The organism is Pseudomonas sp. LBUM1672 (assembly GCF_059695655.1).
In genome coordinates this window covers 786,683-807,012 of sequence record NZ_CP166781.1, presented here as the reverse complement: position 1 = coordinate 807,012, position 20,330 = coordinate 786,683, and the positions used below count along the sequence as shown (strand labels likewise).

Below are 20,330 nucleotides of genomic sequence, written 5' to 3'. Positions count from 1 at the left end.
TCTCGGAAAGCTGGAATTCGATGGCGGCAGAGTAACGATCCGCCTCGCGCGGAATAAGCGACGAATTCGCAAAATTCATTTGACCAATACGCACGAATCGACACGCGATTGTTGCCATACACTTGCGCCGATTCTGAACTTGAGGAGATTTCTGATGAGTGAAATTCAAGGCTTCATCCTGCACGCCAAGACCCGCCCGGAAAAATCCGACGCCTTCGAAGCGTTTTTCAGCGGCCATGTAGAAGCGAGTCGCGCCGAGCCCGGCTGCATCGAATACCACATGCTGCGCGACAAACAGGACCCGACCCTGTTTATCTTCTATGAGATCTGGCAGTCCCAGGCCCACCTCGACGTGCACTCGAACCTGCCGCACATGCAGCAATTTCGCGACATGCGCATGGAATACCTGGAGCGCGATTTCGACATTCGCGCCATCGAGATGCTCAGCCCGTCTTCCGCTACCCGCTGATCAGCAAGTGGCCGCCGAGTACGCCCAGGCCGATGAAGAACACACGCTTGAACAGCACGGCGCTGATTCGCTGGCGCAGCCATTGGCCGAGCAACATGCCGAGCACTGCCGGGATCAGCGCCAGCAACGACGCACTTAACTCGCCACCACCGAGGGCGCCGCGCCATAACAGGCCGGCGGCCAGGGCGAGGGTCGAGACGGTGAAAGACAGGCCCAGCGCCTGCACCAGTTCATCCTTGCTCAAACCCAATGCTTGCAGATACGGCACCGCCGGAATCACGAAGACGCCGGTGGCCGAGGTGATGACACCCGTCAACACGCCACACAGCGGACCAAGCCAACGTTCGGTTCGCCCCTCGACGCGCAAGGTCGGCAGGAACAAACCGCTCAGCGCGTAAAGCAACAACGCCCCGCCCAAGCCCTGCACCACCCAATGCCCTCCGGCCATGCCGATCCACACCGTGCCCGCCCCGGTGCCGATGAAGATCGCCAGCAACATCGGCCACAACCGTTTGATCAAGCCGAGTAAATGCCCGCCGAATGCCAGTTGCCAGACATTGGTGAGGGTTGCGGGAATGATCAACAGCGCGGCAGCCTGCGACGGCGCCATAGCCAGGCCGAGCAGGCCCATCGCGATGGTGGGCAAGCCGAGGCCGATCATGCCCTTGATCATGCCGGCCAGCAGGAATGTGCCGATCACCAGCAAGGACAGGGCCAGGCCAAGGTTTTGATAGAACGCGGCGAGAGTATTCATGGGGCAATGGTGAGCCTGGATTGGCTGGTTGAAAATCTGCCATATACTGAAGTTGCCTCTTGTTTTGGCAGAGGCTGAAACCATGTATCGATGCCACTGACGCCTTCGCGGGCAAGCCTCGCTCCTACAGGGATTGTGGTGTTGATCCGGACGCCATCAAACCCTGTAGGAGCGAGGCTTGCCCGCGAAAGCGTCCGCCCAGACAACACACATCCAGAGGCAGTAACCATGCACTTCGACCTGACCGACTTGCGCCTCTACCTGAACATCCTCGACACCGGCAACATCACCGCCGGTGCCGCCCGCAGCCATTTATCCCTGGCAGCCGCGAGCGCACGAATCCGCGCCATGGAAGCCTCGCTAGGCATCGACTTCCTCGACCGCGGCCGTCGCGGTGTCACTCCCACAGCGGCCGGCAAAGCCCTGGCGAAACACGCCCGGGCCCTGCTGCAACAAGCCGAACGTATGCAGCAGGACCTGGCCGAATACGCCAAAGGCGTCAAAGGTCAGGTGCGGTTGCTGTGCAACACAACGGCGATCACCGAATACCTGCCGGAGTTGCTCGCTGACTTTCTGCGCGAACATCCGAACCTCGACATCGACCTGCAAGAGTTGCCCAGCGCCCGCATCACCCATGCGTTGCGTCAGGGGGCGGCAGACCTCGGGATCGTGTCCGACGCGGTGGACACCGATGACCTGCACACCCGGCCGTTTCGCGATGACCCGCTGGTGTTGATCCTGCCCCCGAAACATCCCCTGACCGAAAAACCGTCACTGACCTTCGCCGACACCTTGAGCCACGACTATGTGGCCCTGGGCGCCAGCAGTGCCTTGGCCATCCACCTGGAAGAACAAGCCTTGCACATTGGCCAGCGCATGCCGATCCGCATTCGTGCCGACGGCTTCGACGGGGTTATCCGCATGGTTGCGCGCGGCGCAGGACTGGCCATCGTGCCGCGGGGCGCCATCGAGCGCTGGCCGCTGCTGCAAGCAGTCACGACCCGCGCTCTTCCCGAAGATTGGGCCAACCGTACCTTGAAAATCTGTGCCCGCGACGTCGACAGCCTGCCCGGTTACGCCCGGGCCTTGCTGGAGGCGCTGACGCCGGGAACACCTTGACTCTACCGTTAGGGGCAGACTCTATGCTGCGGGCTTCATTTCAGGAGTACACGCGATGAGCAAACGAATGCTCGTGATTCTGGGGCACCCCTCCACCGACAGTTTCTGCGGTGCGCTGAGCGAAACGTACGTCCAGGCCGCCAAGGATGCCGGTCACGACGTGCGCCTGCTGCGTCTGGATGCGCTGGACTTTGATCCGGTCTTGCACGACGGCTATAACACTATCCAGCCGCTGGAGCCGGACCTGTTGCGAGCCCAGGCCGATATCACCTGGGCCGAACACCTGACGTTCGTTTATCCGATCTGGTGGGGCGGCATACCGGCGTTGATGAAGGGCTTCCTCGACCGCATTTTCCTGCCCGGTTTTGCTTTCAAATACCGTGAGGGCAAGGCCTTCCCTGACAAACTGCTCAAGGGCCGGACCGCGCATCTGCTGGTGACCATGGACACGCCGCCCTGGTATTACAAATGGGTCTATCGCATGCCCGGCCTGCACCAGATGCGCAAGACGACCCTGGAGTTCTGCGGCATCAAGCCGTTGAAGACCCTGACTTTCGGGCCGATCCTGGGTTCGAAGTCGACCCAGCGTGACGCCTGGCTGGAACAGGCCCGGGTTACCGCCGGTAGCTGACGCACCCTTCGCTGTTTGCTGACGGCGCGCCCTCGCCGTCAGCCCGTCCCCACGTCCCCCCTCAAGCGGTCGTTCGTCGGCTGTGCGCGTCATTTACACGCCGCTGCAACCTTTGAATGTTATTCACTATATTATTCGCCCCGATCAGGCTTGAGGCCTGGTCGCGCTACGCCCTGTTTGATCATCGAGACGGATCTTTATGTATATCGGCAAAGCCGCCCAACTGTCGGGCACCACAGTCAAAAGCATTCGCCATTACGAAGAAATCGGCCTGTTGCCCGAACCCAAGCGTGAAGGCAAATACCGCATCTACAGCCAGCAGAGTGTCGAGGTGTTGACGTTCATCAAGTGCGCCCAGCAACTGGGTTTCAAGCTCAAAGAGCTGCAGGTGATGCTGAACAACTACCACGGTGACGAATTCCCGTGGGACATGGCGCAAAAAGCGATCGCCGAAAAAAAAGCCGAGCTGGTCTCCCAGATCGGCGCTCTACAGCAACTGCACAACGGCCTCGAAGAATTCGAACACAACCTCAACGATGCCCGAGAAGAATGTCAGTTCGAGCGTATCGCCCGCTATGGCGAAAAAAACCCGGGCAATACGCTGAACTGACTAGCCTCCTGCGCTGGATGACCCGGCTCGCAGGCCACTTGCGCGCCTGCGGTGCCGGTCGTCAGGTCAGCTCAAGACGGGCTTCCCTACGGCTCGATCTTTTTCCGGCAGCGGCGCCACCGGAACAATCGCCGCGAAGAACCATGGCGACACCAGTGTCACCAGCAGAATGGTCATGACACCGCTGGAAAACAGCGCCATCGCCACCAGTGCGCCCAGATCGACAATCGGCTTGAAGTCGGAAAACAGCAGCGCCATGAAACCCACGGAGAAAATCACCACGTTGACCACGGTCGAACGGCCGACGCTGTGCATCGCCTGCAAAATGGCTGCGTCGATATGAATCCCTTGCTGCACCAGCAATTTGATCCGTGACAGCAGGTGCACCGCGTAATCGACCACGCCGACCACCAGGAAGGTCACCAGCGTCGTGCCGATGTTCAGCTCGATGCCGAACAGGAACATGAAGCCATAGACCGTCACCGAGGTGGTCAACAGGGTCAGCATGCCGAGTACGCCCAGACGTACCGATTTGAGCCAATACATCATCATCAGCGTGACCACCAGCAACGCCAAAGAAAAACTCAGCACCTGGCCCTGGGTGATTTCCTGCAATACGCCGGTCCAGATCAACGGCGTGCCGGCGTGTGTCACTTCGAGGTTGGCCGGTTTGTTCACCAGCAACCAGGCATCGAGCCGATCCAGCATGGCCTGGTAGTCGCTGGCCACCGACGACGTCATGGTGTACAGCGTCAGCGCCTTGGAATAATCAGCGTTGAGCACGTTGTTGAGGTCCGAGCCGCCGCCGTTCTCGAACAGCATCACGTGCTGCTCGATCAGTGAGTTGCCCGGCACCTCGAACCGCTCGACCTGCCCCTCGTCATTAACCGACGTCACCTGCTCCAGCGCCTGGGGCACGCGCAAGTAGTCGGGGTTCATGTCGTTGAGCACCAGGTTCATGCGCTTGACGTAAGTCGCCAGGGAATAGCCGTAACTGACATCCGGTTGCTGCTTGATGAAGTGGTCGAGCTTGTCGATGAACTGCACCACCTCCGTGGTCAGCACCCCGCGCGGCTCTTTGCTGTCGATGGCGATCCAGCCCGGTGCCGTGCCCGCGACCCCGGCCTGGTTGATGAACTCGTCCGAAACGCGAATATGGCTCTCGGGCTTGAAGTAGGCGATGCCCGAGTCTTCGATATCGACGCGAAAGGTGAACACCGTCATCAAGACCAACAGCGGCAGTGTCACGATCAAGATCGGTTTGCGCCACTGGATCAACCGCGCGCAGAACGCCACCAGATAACGCGAAATGATCGACTCCTTGTGCACGGCTGCGAGGGTTTTCGGGGTTTGATCCTTGCCCCAGATCGAGATCCATGCCGGAATCAGCAACAGTGAAATGATCAGCGCCGCCGTCAAGCCAATGGACATGAACACGCCGAAATTGCGGATGCTGACAATGTTGTTGGTGGTGGAAATCATGAAAGTGGCGATGGTGGTCACCGTCGTCAACACAACCGGCACCACCATCAGCCGTTGCGTCTCGCGATTGGCTTCACGGTTACTCTTACCGGCGTTTTTCTGCTCGTAATACTCGGCCATCACATGGATCGCATCCGAGCAGCAAATGGTGAACAGAAACACTGGCAATACGCTGGTCAGCAAGTCGAACGGCACCCGCAACAAGGCCATCAGGCCCAGTGTCCAGATGGTGCAGAACAGAATATTGAACAGCGGCAACAATACGCCCAGCGGTTTGCGGAAGAAGAAAATCAACAGCAGGGTGATCAGCAAAAAGACAATCGGAAACAGCACCGCCAGGTCATGGTCGATGATCTCCTGCTGGGCCGCGATGAAGATCGGCATGCCGGCAATGAAGATCTCATCCTTGAACTCCGGGTGCGCCGCCTGATAGTCCGCGACGATGCCGCGCACGATCTGGTAGGCGCGCAGTTGTGCCTGGGCGTCGTCTTGCTTGGTGCCCAGCTCGGCCACCAGCATCGCGACTTTCTTGTCCTTGGAGACCACCCCGTCCACCATCAGCTCGTTGCCCATGATCTGCGACTCGACCAGCGCCGGATCCATGTCGTAGGCGTTGAGGGTCTTGTGGATCAGCAACTCGCCATCGTCGGTCAGCACGATGTTTTCCAGATCGCCCATCGACGCCATTTCGCGAATCGGGTTGATTCGCTCGGCGAGAAAAGTCAGGAACAGTTGATCATGGGTATCCCAGTTCTGGCTCTGGGCGTAATCACGCAGGGCCTTGGCCTGGGCGTAATCGTTCTGGGAAAAACCGTTCTCCAGAATGTCCCGCGCCAGCAACTGTGCACGGCTGTCGTCCGGATGCCTGGCGACGATTTGCGTCAACTGCTCCTTGTCGGCGTCGTTGGCCAGGATCATCTTGCGCACCGATTGCGACATCGAAAACAGTGCGTTGAGGGTCGGCTTGTTGAACACCGTCTGCGGGTTGTTGATTGCCACCATCACCGAGTCGAACGTGCCGGTGAACTCGCTTTGCAAGTCGATGATGGTCTTGCGCGCCGGATGGGTTTCCTTGAGCAAGTAAGGGTTGGTGTCGGAGATCAGCGCGCCCAGCGTATAGGTGAAATACGCCGTGACCGCCACCAGCAGGAAAACGATCGCCCGCGCATAGCGCTCGACGAAGTTCAGGTATCTTTCCATGATCATGCGTTCCAGGGTCGTCGGGGTCGGTGCTTAGCGGGCAGACACGGCAAAGTCCGGCACGTCGCCGGTTTTCAGCCCGCGCTTGATCGCGGTCTGGGTGAACAAACGGTCTTCCAGTTGCACGTTGTACTGCAGGTGGTTAAAGCGCATCTCTGAACGCGTGCCGTCAATGAAGTGTTCCGTTTCGCTCAACACGATGCTGTCGATCGAGTCGATGGTGTCGACCTTTTGCGTGCGCATCTGCTTGACCAGCACGCCTTTGACGTCGAAGAAGTCCTGACGCATGACCAGGAAATTCTGCTTGTCGATCCACACTTTCAGTTTGTTGTATCCCGTCTTGGCCAGCACCTCGGGCGACGCCGGCTCACGCTCGATTACGTAGCAATCGCGACCCTTGACCTGCTCTTCGCCGACCAGCGTCTGGGTGTAATCCTTGACCCGGATCTTGTCCAGGTCGGCGTAGGAGTACTCGCTGCCCATGAACGAGCCGCGCTTGTCGGTGGTGGAGATCCGCCGCGTCTGGCGGCTGACCGGCAAGTACATCCACTGGCTGTCTTCCTGGCCCAGGGTTTCGTGGGGGTTTTCGATATGAAAGGCCACGTCGCGCACGTCGGTGGGGGCGGAGAAATACATGCTGAATTTGTCGCTGTCCGGGTAATCCTTTTGCAGGTAAGTGAACTCGCGAACCCGGGTATTGCCCTTCTTGTCGTGGAGGATCAGCGACACTTGGGACATGAAGCTTTTACCGTCATTTCGATCCCGCACCTGGCGGATGATTTCATCGGCATTCTGGCCGTCGGCGGCGGTGGCGCAAGCGCCGCTCAGGATCAATGCGGCGGCGGTCAGACTTTTGAATAGCGGCAACATGGGAACTTCCCTTTTCGTCAGATGAATATGGTCGAGCCAATGCGCCAGAGGCACGCAGGCGTCATGGGGTTAAAACAGGTAGCCGGCGGACAACCGCACTTGATCGCGGTTGTCGTACTCGCCGAAGGGTTTGTCGGGCTTGCCGAAGAACACATCCACTTCCAGCCCGAGCTTGATCCAGTCCACCGGTTTGTAAGTGAAGATGCCTTGCAACAGCGCATCGTCGTTGAACGGTGGCGAGGCGGCGACCACCAGCCGGCTCTTGAGTCGGTCCTGCCAGTGGGTGCCTTCGGCCGATAAGGTGAACAGGTGCTCGCGCTTGTCTTGCAACATGCCGTCCTGCCAGTCGAGCAATTGTTGTTGTTGCCATTGCACGGAAATCAGCCAGTCACGCAGCAGGTAATCGACGCCCAGTAATGACTTGACCATCGAGGTGCTGTCAGCGCCGTAGGCGCGAGTCGGATTGGTCACCCGCCAGTTGTCGAACCAGGCAATTTCGCTGCGCACCACGATGCTGTGACCGGCGTCGATCGCCAGCCCCGCGCCACCCATGGTGTAACGGGGAAACTGGCGCTCCAGTCGCGTGCGACCGTCATCGGCCAGGCCTTCGACGGCGTACACCGGATCCTGCTGGCGCGCGTTCAGTGCGACGAAACTGGTGTCCACCGAACCGATCCGGCCGTTGGCGCTCAGGCCATACGAAAAGCCTTTGTCACCGTCGTAACCGGGCTTGGAATCGAGCAGGAAATACTGCGGGTCTGGCGCGGCAAACAGCGGTGCGTCGAACTCGCTGCCCGCCACCGGAGGCTGGTTCTTCACAAAATCGGTGACCCACAGCGCTTCCAGTTCCCACTCGCCCACCGGTTGCGCAAATCGCACCATGGGCACCGCGATCCGGCTGTCTTCCAGTAGCGGGGTCAGGCCATCGCGATAGTCCACCGGGTTGATCTGATCGAGCACCCGTAACTCATCGGCACGGCCCCAGACCACTTGCTGCCAGCCGATGGTCACCTCGCCGTCGCCCACCGACTGACCCCAGTACAAATGCCGCCAGTCGGCGTCGAAGCGGTATTTGTCCCGCGCCCGTTCGCTGTACGGATTGTTGCCGTCATACCGGGCGTCGTAACGCACTCGGCCTTTGGCCTTGTAGTAACCGCCGTCCCAGTTGTCTTCGAGGTTGGCCTTGAAATACATCGCCTTCTGGGTGACCTGGTCGTCACCGTGCAGGCGCAACGCGGTGGCTACGCCGACTTCGGCGTCGGCGTAATCCGGCTTGAGGTCGTCGACCGTCAATTCAGCCAACGCCAGCGGCGCGACCATGCAGGCCAATACCGCGCACCCGACGCGGTTAATGTGTGATCCCGGCATGGTTACATTCCCAACCCGACACCGCCGTCGATCACCAGGCTCTGCGCGGTGACCCCTCCTGCTTCGGGGCTGGCCAGGTAACGAACCATCGCCGCGACTTCCTCGCTTTGAATGAAACGGCGCATCGGCAATTTCTTCTTGGCGTTGCGCAGGATCTGTTCCTGGGTCAACCCGGCAATGGCCGCTTGCGCCGCCAGTTCACCTTGCAGCATGGGTGTATCGATCCACGCGGGCAAAATCGCATTCACCGTGATCAGCCGTGGTGCCAGGTCCATCGCCAAGGCTTTGGTCATACCGACGATGCCGTGCTTGGAGGCGCAGTACGCGGTGTTGCGGACCTTGCCGGCGCGGCCGAGGATCGACGACATGTTGATGATCCGCCCGCGATCCGGCATCAATGGCAGGCACAACGAGGTGACGTAGAACGTACCGTTGAGGTTGACCGAAATCACCTTGTGCCAGTTGTGCAAGTCTTCCGGTTCGTTCTCGTTGCAGATGCCGGCGCTGTTGACCAGTACATCGACGTAATCCACCTGTTTGGCGAGCATTTTGAAGAACGCTTCCATGCCCTCCAGGTCAGCAATGTTCGCCGCATGGGTTTCGACCCGGGCCTTGATCTGCCCGTGTTGCTCGTCGACCCAGCGTTGCAGTTCCGACAAATCCAGGTCCAGCAGGATCAAACGGTGCCCGGCGTCGGCGGCAAAATTCTCTGCCACCGCGCGGCCGATGCCTTTGGCGGCACCGGTAATCAGAATGGTCCGGCTCATGGCATTTTCAACCCGCCGTTGACCGGCAGGACCTCACCCGTCAGGTACAGACCGCGATCGGCGATGTACAGCACCGCCTCGGCAATTTCATGGGGTTCGGCGTAACGCTTGATCAGCAACCGTGACTGGATTTCCTGTTCCTGACTGCCAATCAGCGCCGTGCTCATTTCGGTGTTGACGATGCCGGGAGCCACCGCATTCACCCGAATGTTGCGCGGCGCCAGCTCCACTGCCAGGGCACGGGTCAGCGCTTCGACGCCGCCCTTGGCCGCGGCATAGTTGCTTTGGCCCTTGCCGGGCTTCTGCGCCGCCACCGAACTGATGTTGACGATGCAACCGCTGCGCTGGCGCATCATGCCCGGCACCACTTGCTGACAGCAGAGCAAGGTGCCGATCAGGTTGGTCTGGATCACCTCGATGATGTCGCGGCTTGGCATCGTCGCCAGCAACCCGTCACGGGTGATGCCGGCGTTGTTGACCAGCAGATCGACGCGCTGGAAATGCGCGTCGACCCGTTCGAAAAAGCCTTTGATGCTGTCGCCACTGCTGACATCGCATTGCAGCGCCAGGCACTCGAGGCCCAGTGCCTGAACCTCGTCACGCAAGGACATGGCGGCCATTTCGTCGCGTACATAACTGAATGCGATCTGGTAGCCCGCGCCGGCCAAGGCCAGGACAATCGCCCGGCCGATGCCACGACTGCCACCGGTCACCACTGCTACTTTATTCGGCATGACCGTTCCTTAGAGTGAGTTGTCAGTCTTGAACTGCGCGAGGCTGAAGCCGTGGGTCGCGGCCAGGGCACGAATCTGCTGCACTTGCTCGCGGCTGATATCGCCGTACGAGTAGTGCTGTTTCATCCCGGACAAACCCATCAACACCGACTCCGCCATGCAGGCATACAGCTGGCCTTCCTTGAGGTAGGCCCGAACGTTGCGGATCAGGCCATCGCCCAACGGTGTCTGGACAATCCCGCCGTGCATGTACAACACGTCGGCCCGTTGACTCGAGAGGTTCTGATCGACGTTCAGCGGCACCGCGATGTCGCAGATCACGCTGTTTTCAGCAAAGTGATCGGCACCGAGAAACGGTTGAGGGGCGTTCGCCGCACAGAGCACGATGCGCGCTTGTTTCAGCACATCAAGGTCATTGCTGACGGTGATGAATGCATTCGCGCCCAAGCGCTCTTCGACCAGGCGCTGCACTCGCAAACCGAGGTCGGCGCCAGCGCCGTGGGCCTGCAACAACGCGTCGATACCGTTGAGTTTCTGCAAGCGACTGGCGAGGCGATCGTGCTCGGCGACACCTTTTAGAATCGCGCGGGCGGCCTCGGCGTAAATCAGTTGGGCGGTCTTCTCCAGGCGCCGCAGTGAGCCGTCGCGACCGCTGCCGATGAGGATCAGGTGTTCGACACTGGTGGACAGCAACGAGGCGTAAGTCGAAGCAATGTTGCCCGCCGCGCCGACCACCGCCGCCGTCTGTTGGCTCAGTTCCAAGCCTTGCTGCTTGCAGCCTTGCTCGATCGCTTCCAGGCCCATGCCGATGGTCAGCGCATTGCCGGAAGTCAGCGCCATGTCGGGGATTTTCAGCGCCTGGCAGTTGTTAGTGACGATCGATGTGTACATGCCCAGACCGGCCACGCTGTAACCATCGGCCCGGGCATCACGGATGCGATTGCCGACTTCGTCGCGGATGGTGTCCAGGTCGCCACTGGCGATGTACGCGGCCATGGCATCGGAGTCCATGCACAACGGGTACAGGGTGAATTCCACGGCGGTGCCGAGTTTCGAACGAATCAGCACCGGGCCGATTGGCGCAGCACGCCGCTCCGGGGCCATGCGCTTGATGAACTCGCGCTTCTGTTCGGCGCTGAGGGTGGACAGCGACGGATCGACATCACTGAGCATGTCCGAATCGATCAGGTGATTGATGAACGCCACGCGCGCCACCACGCGGACGCTTTCGTCAGGCTTTGGGAGGTTTTCAGGCTCCTTGAAGCTCACCTCGCGGGCCGGCACTTCAGGGATGCTGTCGGCGCACACACCCGCCGCCAGCGGGAAGGCATCGCGGCGACGCAGCATGTCGCAGACCTTTTGCAACGAGCCGATCAAGCCGTCGATTTCCTCGAAAGTGATGCACACCGGCGGCTCCAGGCGAATCACGTTGGCGTTGCTGCCCGACGGCGCGACCCGCAGCGATTCGAATTGCAGCAGGTAGCCGGCGATGATGTAACCCAGCGCATCGTTGTACTGCGCCGACGCCTGCACCAGCGAACTGGTGCCGGTCAGGTCGTGCAGTTCAAACCCCAGCAGCAACCCGCGACCACGCACATCGGCGATCACGTCCGGGTACGCGGCTTTGAGTTCGAGCAACGACGACTTGAGGTATTCGCCTTTCCTGTTCACGTCCTTGAGCATCGCGCTGTCATTCGCAAACAAGCGGCGCAATGCCGACAGGGCGATATGGCACGAGGCATCGTCTTCAGCGAAGGTCGAGCTGTGGATGTAGCTGAAATCGTTTTCGTAGTGGCTGGCGCGGATGACTGTCGCGGCAATTTTCATCAGTCCGCCGCCCAACGCTTTGGACAGACAGTAGTAATCACCCTGCAAGTTGAAATGGCTGGCGCCGAGCAAAGTGCCGGTGCGGCCGAAACCCGACTGCACTTCGTCGATGATCAGCGGGCATTGCTGCTCGTTGCACAAGCGACGCAGGCCCAGGTAGAACTCGCTGGCGAACTCGTTGATGCCGCCCTCGCCCTGGATCGGTTCGAGCAACACCGCCGTGATCGCGCTGAAAGCGTCACGGCGTACCTGCAAGGTCTCGCCGCTCCACTCAAGGCTCAGCCAATGCCTTGTGTGACGGGCCGGCAAGTCCTTGAGTTGCTGGGGTTGCTGCGGATCGATGAACTCGACGTTAAGGCCAAAACGGGCGAACGGCTGGCGGTACTGTTTGCCGTAAGTCAGCTGGACGGTGTTCACCAGTTTGCCGTGGAAGCTGCCGCGCAGGGCGACGAACACCGGCTCGACATGCAACTGCGCGAGGTTGTGTTGACGCACTGCTTCCACGACTTGGCGCACGGTCACATAAGTCAGATTTTCCGGCAGCAATCCGGCGGGCAGATCAAGGTCATCAACGTCCAGTTCAACGTAGGCCTTGTCGCTGGCGGTCAGGTTGGCCAGGGCGAAGTCCCGCTCATCGAACTGCTTCTGCAAGGTTTTCTGACGACGGTATTCAGCATGCTTGACGGCGATTTCCACCGACTCGGCGCCACTGTTGGAGAAGGTCGAAATGTAGCGCTCGTTGTTGTTCAACTCCCGGTTGAACGCCTCGCTGAGTTCGCGCCCCAGCATACCGGCGGCGCCACGCACGGACATCTGCGCATTGAACGGCACATCGGCGCGCAACAGGCCGCAGAGTTGATCGACGAACTGCGGGTCATTGTGGCCAAATAACGCCGCGCCGTAACCGCCGAGAAAGTCGGTGACGGTCACCTCGGCGCCTTGTTTGTCGCGGTAAAACAGCTTGCTGCCCAGCGCCCGATGGAACTGGCATTCCAGGCCCAGGGCCTGCATCAATTCAACGAATTTAGGTCGTACGTAATCGCGGTAATCCATGACAGTCATATCCCATGATCAAAAAAATAGAAGCGATTCATTGCGTTCATAACGGCTGGCCGGCCGCCTGATAATCGAGCTGGTAACAGGCGCTGAAACCGTTGTCGTCACGGTTGATGATCAGGCAGTCGTGCAGCACCGCGTTCCGTGTCTCACCGAGCACAAACGGCAGGTGCGGTTCCACCGGTTGCTGCAAGCCGATGATCGGCGGCACACGCTGGGCCAGCAGTGCGTTGCGGGCCAGGATCAGGTCGACCAGGCTCGGCGCGCCGCTGAGAATGCCGGTCACCGGCACGCTACTGGTGATGTGCGCGGCACCGGTGCGGGCCAGCGTCCGGGCCAGATCGGCGTCCTTGTGCGGATCGCCGCTGGCGCTACTGACCAGCAAATCGACCTGCTTGTCCGGCAGGCTCAACGACCCCAGTCGTGGATGGGCGGTGAGTCCCGACAGGCAGGTCTGCGGCCCATCCGATAGATCGTCGGCCCGGCGCAATATCAAAGCCGCCGCGCCTTCACCGGCAATCCCGCCCGAGCCTTGGCGATCGAATGCACGCAAGGTTTGCGAACCGTCGGTGCTGATCACGCCAGCCTCGGCCAGTGCGGCCAGCGCCAACGGATCGAGTTCACTGCCGGCGCCGACCACAATCGCCGCATCGATACGACCGCTTTGCAACGCCGCGCACGCCTCGCGCAACGCCGCCAGATTGCCGGCCACGCCTTGCATGTAGGCGTTGCATTCGCACTCCAGTTTCAGCGCCAGACTGACAACTCCGAGCAAGCCGTTGCTCAGGCTCTTGAGCACCAGGAACGGGTCGAGCGCGCGCTCCCGCAACACCCGTTGAGCGAGGCGCCGCATGTCGGCACCGGACTCATCGCGGCACTCGTGGAGCAACTCGCCATAGGCCGCCAACGACGGATGGGTATAACCGCCCTGGCAGCAATAGAGGCCGTAGCGCAGCCCGTCGTTGCCCGGTTCAAGCCCGGCTTCAGCCAACGCCTGACGCACCGCGCTGACGCCCCAGATCACGGCCGGCGGGCAGTAACGCTGGAGGTTCTGGGCCACGTCCTGGCGACTGGTTTGATGGTCTTCATCACTGACATGCCCGAAGGCCGTCACGCGCTCACTGTGGAACAGTTTCGACTGCAGCAAAGCGATGCCGCTGCGGGCTTCACTGGCCGCTGACCAGAAGCGCTGCACGCCCCAGCCGCTGGGTAATACGCAACCGCTGCCGGCGATCACAACACGCAAGGTTGCGCCAGTCATTGTGAGTGCTCCCGATATTTGCCAAGGGCCAGCGAGGTGTTGAGCCCGCCAAAACCGAAAGAGTTGCTCAAGGCAAAATCCACCCGGCGGCTGACCGCTTGCCCGGCGCAATAGTCCAGGTCGCATTGCTCATCAACCTCATGCAGGTTCACTGTCGGCGTGACCAGATCGTTCAGGCACGCCAGCGCCGTGACCATGCATTCGGGTGCGCCGGCGGCGGCAATCAAATGCCCGAACTGCGACTTGTTGGCGCTGATGGCCAGGGACCGGTAGTGCTTGTGCCCGGCGAACACACTTTTGATCGCCAGGGTTTCGGCGACGTCATTGAGCGGCGTCGAAGTGCCGTGGGCGTTGATCAGATCGATCTGTTGCGCACGCAGGCCGGCGTCGTCCAGCGCGGCTTGCATCGCCAACGCTGCGCCCCGGCCTTCGGGTTGCGGAGCGGTGACTTTGTAGGCGTCCAGGCTACTGCCGAAACCGAGCACTTCGGCATACGGCGTCGCTCCTCGCGCCAGCGCATGCTCAAGGCTTTCCAGCACCACGAAACCACCGCCCTCGCCGGCAATCAGGCCACTGCGATCACGGTCGAACGGCCGGCACACATCGACACCCCAGCGCTGTTCGCTCGATGCCGCGCCGAGCAGGTACAGCGCGGCCATGGTGTCGAGGTTCAGCACCGAATCGGCGCCACCGGCAATCGCCACGTTCACTTCACCGCGACGAATCATCTGAAAGGCATTGCCGATGGCCTGGGAGGCTCCGGCGCATGCGCTGCTGATATTGATCACCGGGCCTTCGCAACCCAAGCCGTCGGCAATCACCCGCGCCAGTCGATCATTACTCTGACGTAGCGAGCCTTCTGCATTGACCTGTCCGGCACGGAGCATCAGGTGTTGCCAGCCTGGGGCGTGTCCATCCGGTGACTGGGTCAACAGCATGTCGGCCAGCATGTGTTGGGGCGCGCCCGAAGCGCAGAGCACCGCGGCTTCACGTAGCTGCTCAGGAGCAAGTCCGCTGTCTTTCACCGCTTGGGTGGCGGCTACCCAGCCAAAGCGGCTGCGTTTTTCCAGGGCAACGGTCCAGGCCGGGTGGTCCTGCAGGGCCTCGGGCAACAGGCTCATATCCACGGCCGCGGCGTAGCGCACCGGGAACGTGCCGTCCTCCACCCCGTCGGGTTGCCATGGACGCACGCAATGTTCGGCGCCGAGCATTTTTTCCCAGAGGGTCTGCCATTCGAAACCGAACCCGGTCACGGCGCCCATGCCGGTAATCACAATCCGTGTCGCACTCATGTGTGCTTCTCCATGGTTTCACTGGCCAGCAGCAAGGCGCCCCAATGACCGGCGCGGCTATGGCTGACCAACAGCGTGTAGCCCGGTGTCGCCGATGCGTCGTGGCTGTGGTGCAAGGCCAGCGCGATTTCGGTCAGCAAGGCGCTGGCGCCAAGATCGCCGGTCATGGCACGAGTGCTGCGAACGTCCCGTGGCCGGTCGGCGAACAGGCTCATCAATTGCGCGTCCTCGGGATTGGCGACGATTTGCCGGACGTCACCGAGGCACAGTTTTTCCAGGCTCAGTGCCTGGTCGATCACCCGCCGGGCAACCGCTGCGCCCCGTTGCGGATCAGCGCTGTAACCCCGGGCGAACCCGGCAATGCGCAAGGCGTTCGGGGTGGTGCGCGAAGGCGCCGAGCCGAGCAGCAGCGCCGCAGCGCCCTCGCCATAAATCGGCTCGTCTGCCGGATGGGACTCACGCAGATACAGGGCCGGCGTCAGGTTCGGACTGCTGCTGACCACCAGTGCCGCATCGGCGCGTTGCTCGACAATTTGCTGACAGGCCTCGATCAAAGCATCGAGCCCGGCGTTCTCCTGGGAACAGAACCCACCCATCGGCCCATGGCATTGCAATGCTTCGGCGACGTAGGCCATCACGCTGCTGTTGAGCAGCGTCAGGGCATGCAGCGGCGGTGTGTTGGCCAACAGTTGCGTCAGTGGCTTTTGCGGCTGCTCGCCGATCGCTTGCACCGCGTCCCAGCAAGGGCTTGGCGCGTCGACTTCTGGAATGGCTGCCGTCAGGGCGATCCGTGCCGGCGGCAGATTCAGGGCCGCCAGCGCGGGCGCCAGGCGCGCCGCGCAATGCAACAGCCGCAGGCCTTGTGGTTCGACGCTGCGCTGGATCTTGCGGTCGAACAGATCGCTGGCCAGGCGCGGTGTCGGCAGCGGGTATGCCCGGCGCGTCGCGTCAAATGCCAGCGGTTGCGGCGAAGGTGGCGTTGCGAGCAGGTCGGCACATTCGCTGCCGGCAGAGTTCAGCACCGCGGCCGAATGGATGAAAACGGCAATGCTCATGTCATGCCCTCCCCAGAACCAGCGAGCTGTTGACGCCGCCGAACCCGAACGAGTTGGACATCACCACATTGATCGACTGGCGCATCGGCTCACTGAGAAACTTCAGCGAGGGGTATTCGGCGCGGTCGTGATCGTAGTTCAAGGTCGGCAACAGCACGCCATCCCGCAGGCTGATCAATGACAGCACCGCTTCAATCGCGCCGCTGCCCGCCAGGGAATGACCGATGGCCGATTTGTTGGCGGTGAACGTCACGTGTTCCTGGCACTCGCCGAACACTCGCTGCAGAGCCAAGGCTTCGCAGCTGTCGTTGGCCTGGGTAGACGTGCCATGGGTGTTGACGTGTTGCACGGCGCTGCTGAGCAACCCGGCGTCTTCGATTGCGGCTTCCATGCATTCCTCGTATTTGCGGCCATCCCGACTGCTGGAGGTCATTTTTTGCGCCTCGCACACATTCGCGTAACCCAGCACACGCCCCAACGGCGTTGCTTTGCGACGTTGCGCATGCTCGGCGGATTCGAGAATGATCATGGCCGCGCCCTCGCTGATCACGAAGCCGCAGCGATCCGGCATGAACGGTCGACTCTGCTCGCTTGCCGGCAGGTCGGCCTGACACAGCGCGCCGAGGCTGTTGAACATGTAATACGGCAACTCGTTGGCCATCAGTTCGACGGCACCGCAAATGGCCAGGTCGATTTCGCCGCGCTCGATCGCCCGGTAGGCGCTGCCGATCGCCATGGTGCCGGCGGCGCAGGCATCGGAGTGGGTCGAAATGTGATCGCGGATACCGAGCGTCTCGGCCAGGTGCTGGGTCTGCTGATCGACCCGGCGCCCGAAGACCGCGCTCGACGCCGCCGGGTTATCCAGCAGTTGATCCAGATCGACACGCCCGGCCTCATCCATGCAGCGACTGGCCCGATGCAGATCGTGACTGTCCGCGCAGTACTTGTTAGCCCCCAGGAACAATCCACTGCGGGTGTGAGCAAAGGCTGTCGGGGTCAGACCGGCGTGCTGAATGGCTTGTCGAGCGACGAACTCGGCCAGCACGCTTTGCCGTGGATGCAGCGCAGCATTGCCGCCGAAACCCGCGGCGATCTGCTGCCACTGGCCGTCATCGATAAACCCGGCAGCGCTGTTGTTGAAGCCCAGCGCCTTGAACCGTGGATGTTCGCGAACACAGGACTGCTTCTGGCAGATCCGCTCGAACAACGTGGCGGCGTCCAGTGCCATGGGCGCCACCAGACCGAATCCGGTCACATAGACTTCTCGTGCCCGCATGAGAACTCCTACACCGTCTCTTTGACGTGAGTGGCCACAAATTGCTCCACCAGTCGGCGTGAAACCTCGTCGCCGTCGACCGGCACCAGCCTCGCACTGCACGCGTCACAGACCACTTGCTGACGTTCGTTCAGCACGGCTTGATGAGCGCCGCAATCGGGGCAGTTCTGCGGCAGATAGTTGAAGAGGTTGCGGCACTGTTGCGCCCAGTTGCGCACGGTGGTGGCGGCAAATACCTGCGCCGGTTGCATACCGGACTGGAGTTGATCCGGGGAGTAGGCGCTGAGGCTCTGTTCAAGCAAGGCCTTGCCGTTTTCAGTGATGCGACCGCTGGCGAGGAACTCGCTGGCGTCGCCGCAGACAGCGACGGCGTGATCGAGCACGCTGGTTTTGGGCAAGGTGCAGCCATACTGACGGCCCAGTTGAAAACTCAGGTCGACGATGTCCAGCGAATCGGCGCTGAGGTCCTCGACGATACTGCTGTTCTCATCGATATCATCGGCGCTCATCACCAACAGTTGCGCGAGGATCTCGCGGGTGCTGGCAATGACGTTTTCCAACTCCAATGGATTGTTCATCTCTATCTCCCTATATCGTGAATGCTTCATGAATTCCGTATGTGAGAAGTAACTATTCCCACAGCAACTTCTCACGCGGCGGAAATCTAAACTCTGCCCTTAAGGGGAGAGTCAACGAACTATTCAAAGTTTTTTAACAACTTGAGACAGACGTACTAACAGGCCTGCGCACCGCACCCGATTGATGCGAAGCCCCCTGTCAGTCGACTTATTTACTTAACAAAGGCTGCGTATGGTGGGGGGGGAGCACACTGTATTGCCGGCAAGATAGAGAGCGGCTCGGAAGTATTAACTTCTGGCTGACAGCGCTGACGTACAAATAATAAAAACCGGATAAGAAAATAGTTATAACTTCATAACTATCAGCGTAGCCGTTAAACAATGCGTCTTGAGGATTTAGAAGCCGATCAGGCAAATCGCCACAGCGCTTCTGGGTAACTGAGTGTCGAGCACAGACAACTGACCGAATGCGCGGCGCTATAGGGTGCGGCTTCAGTTCTCTAATCCACTGCCCGGAGTCCACATGACCGCACCCATTACCGTTCTTCGCGACACTCACCCTCTGCCGGTGCTTGATGCCTGCAAATGGGAAAAACTCGAAGGCGACCCGCACACCGTCAACCTCAACGCCTATACCAGCGAAGACGGCAGCAAGATCATGGGCACCTGGATCTGCACGCCGGGCAAGTGGTATGTGGAATACGTGAAGTGGGAATACTGCGATTTCCGCGAGGGGTATTGCATCATCACGCCGGAAGGCAAAGAGCCGATCCATCTGCGTGCCGGTGATATTTTCGTGATCGAGCCGGGCATGAAAGGCACGTGGGAAGTGGTTGAAACCGTGCGCAAGTATTTCGTGTTTGCCTGATGCAAAAAACCGGAAGACCACCCGACGTGGTCTCCCGGTAAACAAACATCATCTGTGGTGAGGGAGCTTGCTCCCGCTCGGCTGCGTAGCAGTCGCAAATCAGCAAACGCGTTTTATCTCGAAACCGCATCGCCACATTGGCTTCGCTTCGCGAACCAGCGGGAGCAAGCTCCCTCGCCACAAAAGCTTTTAAACGCGATCCCTGGAAAAATTACTTACTGCGGTTTGCGATAGCTGTTGATGATCGCCGAGAAGTCTTTACCACCCTCTCCACGCTGGCTCATCGCCTGATACAACTGCTGGGCCACCGCACCGAGCACCACCGGCTGGTGCGCCTGACGTGCCGCCTCAGTGGCCAGCCCCAGATCCTTGAGCATTAGTTCGGCACCGAAACCACCGGTATAACCGCGCGAGGCCGGCGCCGTTTCGACGATGCCCGGCCACGGGTTGTACATCTCCGAACTCCAGCAACGCCCGGTAGAACTGTTGATGATCCCGGCCAGCACGGTGGTGTCGATCCCCAGTGCATCACCCAACGCCATGGCTTCGCTCACGCCGACCATGGAAATCGCCAGCAGCAGGTTGTTGCAGATCTTGGCGATTTGCCCGGTGCCGACTTCACCGCAATGGACGATGTTGCGGCCCATTTGCGCCAGCACCGGTTGCAGAGTGGCGAACAGTTCAGGCGTGGCGCCGACCATGAAGGTCAGCGTCCCGGCCGCCGCACCGCCAGTCCCGCCAGAGACTGGTGCATCGGCCATGGCCACGCCTTGCTTGGCAGCAGCAGCCGCCACATCACGCGCAGTCTGCGGATCGATGGTGCTGCAATCCACGGCCGGCACGCCTTTGCCGATACCGGCGAGCACGCCATCTTCACCCAGCCATACGCTGCGCACATGCACAGCGGCGGGCAGCATGGTGATCACCAGTTCCGCACCTTGCGCCGCTTCACGGGCCGAAGCACTGACGCTGCCGCCCAACTGCTCCAGTTCGGCCAGAACGGTTTTGTTAAGATCGACCAGGCTCAGCGCGTGGCCGGCCTTGATCAGGTTGCGCGCCATCGGCGCGCCCATGTTGCCGAGACCGATAAAAGCGATTTTCATGCCTGGCTCC

At 60.7% G+C, this 20,330-nt stretch carries 18 protein-coding genes; 5 read left to right on the top strand and 13 right to left on the bottom strand.

The features are described 5' to 3' along the window. Positions 1-154: 154 nt before the first annotated feature. Entirely contained in the window at positions 155-469 is a 315-nt protein-coding gene (locus tag ACA053_RS03520) for a putative quinol monooxygenase (RefSeq protein ID WP_109627854.1), read from the top strand. Here ACA053_RS03520 and ACA053_RS03515 read toward each other — a convergent pair. After that, complete coding sequence (locus ACA053_RS03515; protein WP_497394559.1) at positions 459-1,223, bottom strand: sulfite exporter TauE/SafE family protein; 765 nt, start codon at positions 1,221-1,223, stop codon at positions 459-461. The genes ACA053_RS03520 and ACA053_RS03515 overlap by 11 nt on opposite strands. A 228-nt stretch (positions 1,224-1,451) precedes the next feature. Here ACA053_RS03515 and ACA053_RS03510 point away from each other — a divergent pair, with 228 nt between their 5' ends. From ACA053_RS03510 to ACA053_RS03500, 3 genes are all read left to right on the top strand, one after another. Further along, positions 1,452-2,342 (top strand): LysR family transcriptional regulator, encoded by an 891-nt coding sequence (locus ACA053_RS03510; protein WP_497394558.1) that lies wholly within the window; start codon positions 1,452-1,454, stop codon positions 2,340-2,342. Positions 2,343-2,397: 55 nt separating this feature from the next. Beyond that, positions 2,398-2,973: an NAD(P)H-dependent oxidoreductase gene (locus tag ACA053_RS03505; RefSeq protein ID WP_109627851.1), complete on the top strand. Its 576-nt coding sequence runs from the start codon at positions 2,398-2,400 to the stop codon at positions 2,971-2,973. Between the two features lie 199 nt (positions 2,974-3,172). Next, a complete protein-coding gene (locus ACA053_RS03500; RefSeq protein ID WP_109627850.1) occupies positions 3,173-3,583 on the top strand; it encodes a MerR family transcriptional regulator in 411 nt (136 codons plus the stop codon). Between the two features lie 66 nt (positions 3,584-3,649). Here ACA053_RS03500 and ACA053_RS03495 read toward each other — a convergent pair whose 3' ends face one another. The 11 genes from ACA053_RS03495 to ACA053_RS03445 form a co-directional block, all read right to left on the bottom strand. After that, the gene (locus ACA053_RS03495; RefSeq protein WP_497394557.1) at positions 3,650-6,265 is read right to left on the bottom strand and encodes an efflux RND transporter permease subunit; all 2,616 of its coding nucleotides are present in this window, start codon (positions 6,263-6,265) and stop codon (positions 3,650-3,652) included. A 33-nt stretch (positions 6,266-6,298) separates the two neighbouring features. Beyond that, on the bottom strand, positions 6,299-7,135 hold the full coding sequence (locus ACA053_RS03490; RefSeq protein ID WP_140895556.1) for an outer membrane lipoprotein-sorting protein: 837 nt from the start codon (positions 7,133-7,135) through the stop codon (positions 6,299-6,301). Positions 7,136-7,204: 69 nt separating this feature from the next. After that, positions 7,205-8,503 (bottom strand): DUF1302 domain-containing protein, encoded by a 1,299-nt coding sequence (locus ACA053_RS03485; RefSeq protein WP_497394556.1) that lies wholly within the window; start codon positions 8,501-8,503, stop codon positions 7,205-7,207. A 2-nt stretch (positions 8,504-8,505) separates the two neighbouring features. Continuing rightward, positions 8,506-9,270, bottom strand: coding sequence for an SDR family NAD(P)-dependent oxidoreductase (locus ACA053_RS03480; protein WP_497394555.1), 765 nt, complete (start codon positions 9,268-9,270; stop codon positions 8,506-8,508). After that, complete coding sequence (locus ACA053_RS03475; protein WP_497394554.1) at positions 9,267-10,004, bottom strand: 3-oxoacyl-ACP reductase family protein; 738 nt, start codon at positions 10,002-10,004, stop codon at positions 9,267-9,269. The genes ACA053_RS03480 and ACA053_RS03475 overlap by 4 nt, the downstream gene beginning before the upstream one ends. Positions 10,005-10,013: 9 nt before the next feature. After that, complete coding sequence (locus tag ACA053_RS03470; RefSeq protein WP_497396120.1) at positions 10,014-12,884, bottom strand: aminotransferase class III-fold pyridoxal phosphate-dependent enzyme; 2,871 nt, start codon at positions 12,882-12,884, stop codon at positions 10,014-10,016. Between the two features lie 46 nt (positions 12,885-12,930). Then, a complete protein-coding gene (locus tag ACA053_RS03465; protein ID WP_497394553.1) occupies positions 12,931-14,148 on the bottom strand; it encodes a beta-ketoacyl synthase N-terminal-like domain-containing protein in 1,218 nt (405 codons plus the stop codon). After that, on the bottom strand, positions 14,145-15,440 hold the full coding sequence (locus tag ACA053_RS03460) for a beta-ketoacyl-[acyl-carrier-protein] synthase family protein (RefSeq protein ID WP_497394552.1): 1,296 nt from the start codon (positions 15,438-15,440) through the stop codon (positions 14,145-14,147). Before ACA053_RS03460 ends, ACA053_RS03465 begins: the two co-directional genes overlap by 4 nt. After that, positions 15,437-16,495, bottom strand: a complete 1,059-nt coding sequence (locus tag ACA053_RS03455) for a beta-ketoacyl synthase (RefSeq protein ID WP_497394551.1) — start codon at positions 16,493-16,495, stop codon at positions 15,437-15,439. The genes ACA053_RS03460 and ACA053_RS03455 overlap by 4 nt, the downstream gene beginning before the upstream one ends. Position 16,496: 1 nt before the next feature. Next, the gene (locus ACA053_RS03450) at positions 16,497-17,771 is read right to left on the bottom strand and encodes a beta-ketoacyl-[acyl-carrier-protein] synthase family protein (protein WP_109627842.1); all 1,275 of its coding nucleotides are present in this window, start codon (positions 17,769-17,771) and stop codon (positions 16,497-16,499) included. Positions 17,772-17,779: 8 nt separating this feature from the next. Continuing rightward, on the bottom strand, positions 17,780-18,349 hold the full coding sequence (locus ACA053_RS03445; protein WP_109627841.1) for an acyl carrier protein: 570 nt from the start codon (positions 18,347-18,349) through the stop codon (positions 17,780-17,782). 523 nt (positions 18,350-18,872) lie between these two features. On the opposite strand from ACA053_RS03445, the gene ACA053_RS03440 reads away from it, so the two are divergent. Continuing rightward, positions 18,873-19,217: a cupin domain-containing protein gene (locus ACA053_RS03440; RefSeq protein WP_007946320.1), complete on the top strand. Its 345-nt coding sequence runs from the start codon at positions 18,873-18,875 to the stop codon at positions 19,215-19,217. 215 nt (positions 19,218-19,432) lie between these two features. Here the strand turns inward: ACA053_RS03440 and mmsB are convergent, their stop codons facing one another. Continuing rightward, positions 19,433-20,320 (bottom strand): 3-hydroxyisobutyrate dehydrogenase, encoded by an 888-nt coding sequence (gene mmsB / locus ACA053_RS03435; protein ID WP_109627840.1) that lies wholly within the window; start codon positions 20,318-20,320, stop codon positions 19,433-19,435. Positions 20,321-20,330 lie beyond the last annotated feature (10 nt).

What these genes read in the sequence shown, in the direction of transcription:
- ACA053_RS03520 (WP_109627854.1), top strand. Translation starts at nt 155, where the DNA reads ATGAGTGAAATTCAAGGCTTCATCCTGCACGCCAAGACCCGCCCGGAA.
- ACA053_RS03515 (WP_497394559.1), bottom strand. Translation starts at nt 1,223, where the DNA reads ATGAATACTCTCGCCGCGTTCTATCAAAACCTTGGCCTGGCCCTGTCC.
- ACA053_RS03510 (WP_497394558.1), top strand. Translation starts at nt 1,452, where the DNA reads ATGCACTTCGACCTGACCGACTTGCGCCTCTACCTGAACATCCTCGAC.
- ACA053_RS03505 (WP_109627851.1), top strand. Translation starts at nt 2,398, where the DNA reads ATGAGCAAACGAATGCTCGTGATTCTGGGGCACCCCTCCACCGACAGT.
- ACA053_RS03500 (WP_109627850.1), top strand. Translation starts at nt 3,173, where the DNA reads ATGTATATCGGCAAAGCCGCCCAACTGTCGGGCACCACAGTCAAAAGC.
- ACA053_RS03495 (WP_497394557.1), bottom strand. Translation starts at nt 6,265, where the DNA reads ATGGAAAGATACCTGAACTTCGTCGAGCGCTATGCGCGGGCGATCGTT.
- ACA053_RS03490 (WP_140895556.1), bottom strand. Translation starts at nt 7,135, where the DNA reads ATGTTGCCGCTATTCAAAAGTCTGACCGCCGCCGCATTGATCCTGAGC.
- ACA053_RS03485 (WP_497394556.1), bottom strand. Translation starts at nt 8,503, where the DNA reads ATGCCGGGATCACACATTAACCGCGTCGGGTGCGCGGTATTGGCCTGC.
- ACA053_RS03480 (WP_497394555.1), bottom strand. Translation starts at nt 9,270, where the DNA reads ATGAGCCGGACCATTCTGATTACCGGTGCCGCCAAAGGCATCGGCCGC.
- ACA053_RS03475 (WP_497394554.1), bottom strand. Translation starts at nt 10,004, where the DNA reads ATGCCGAATAAAGTAGCAGTGGTGACCGGTGGCAGTCGTGGCATCGGC.
- ACA053_RS03470 (WP_497396120.1), bottom strand. Translation starts at nt 12,884, where the DNA reads ATGGATTACCGCGATTACGTACGACCTAAATTCGTTGAATTGATGCAG.
- ACA053_RS03465 (WP_497394553.1), bottom strand. Translation starts at nt 14,148, where the DNA reads ATGACTGGCGCAACCTTGCGTGTTGTGATCGCCGGCAGCGGTTGCGTA.
- ACA053_RS03460 (WP_497394552.1), bottom strand. Translation starts at nt 15,440, where the DNA reads ATGAGTGCGACACGGATTGTGATTACCGGCATGGGCGCCGTGACCGGG.
- ACA053_RS03455 (WP_497394551.1), bottom strand. Translation starts at nt 16,495, where the DNA reads ATGAGCATTGCCGTTTTCATCCATTCGGCCGCGGTGCTGAACTCTGCC.
- ACA053_RS03450 (WP_109627842.1), bottom strand. Translation starts at nt 17,771, where the DNA reads ATGCGGGCACGAGAAGTCTATGTGACCGGATTCGGTCTGGTGGCGCCC.
- ACA053_RS03445 (WP_109627841.1), bottom strand. Translation starts at nt 18,349, where the DNA reads ATGAACAATCCATTGGAGTTGGAAAACGTCATTGCCAGCACCCGCGAG.
- ACA053_RS03440 (WP_007946320.1), top strand. Translation starts at nt 18,873, where the DNA reads ATGACCGCACCCATTACCGTTCTTCGCGACACTCACCCTCTGCCGGTG.
- mmsB (WP_109627840.1), bottom strand. Translation starts at nt 20,320, where the DNA reads ATGAAAATCGCTTTTATCGGTCTCGGCAACATGGGCGCGCCGATGGCG.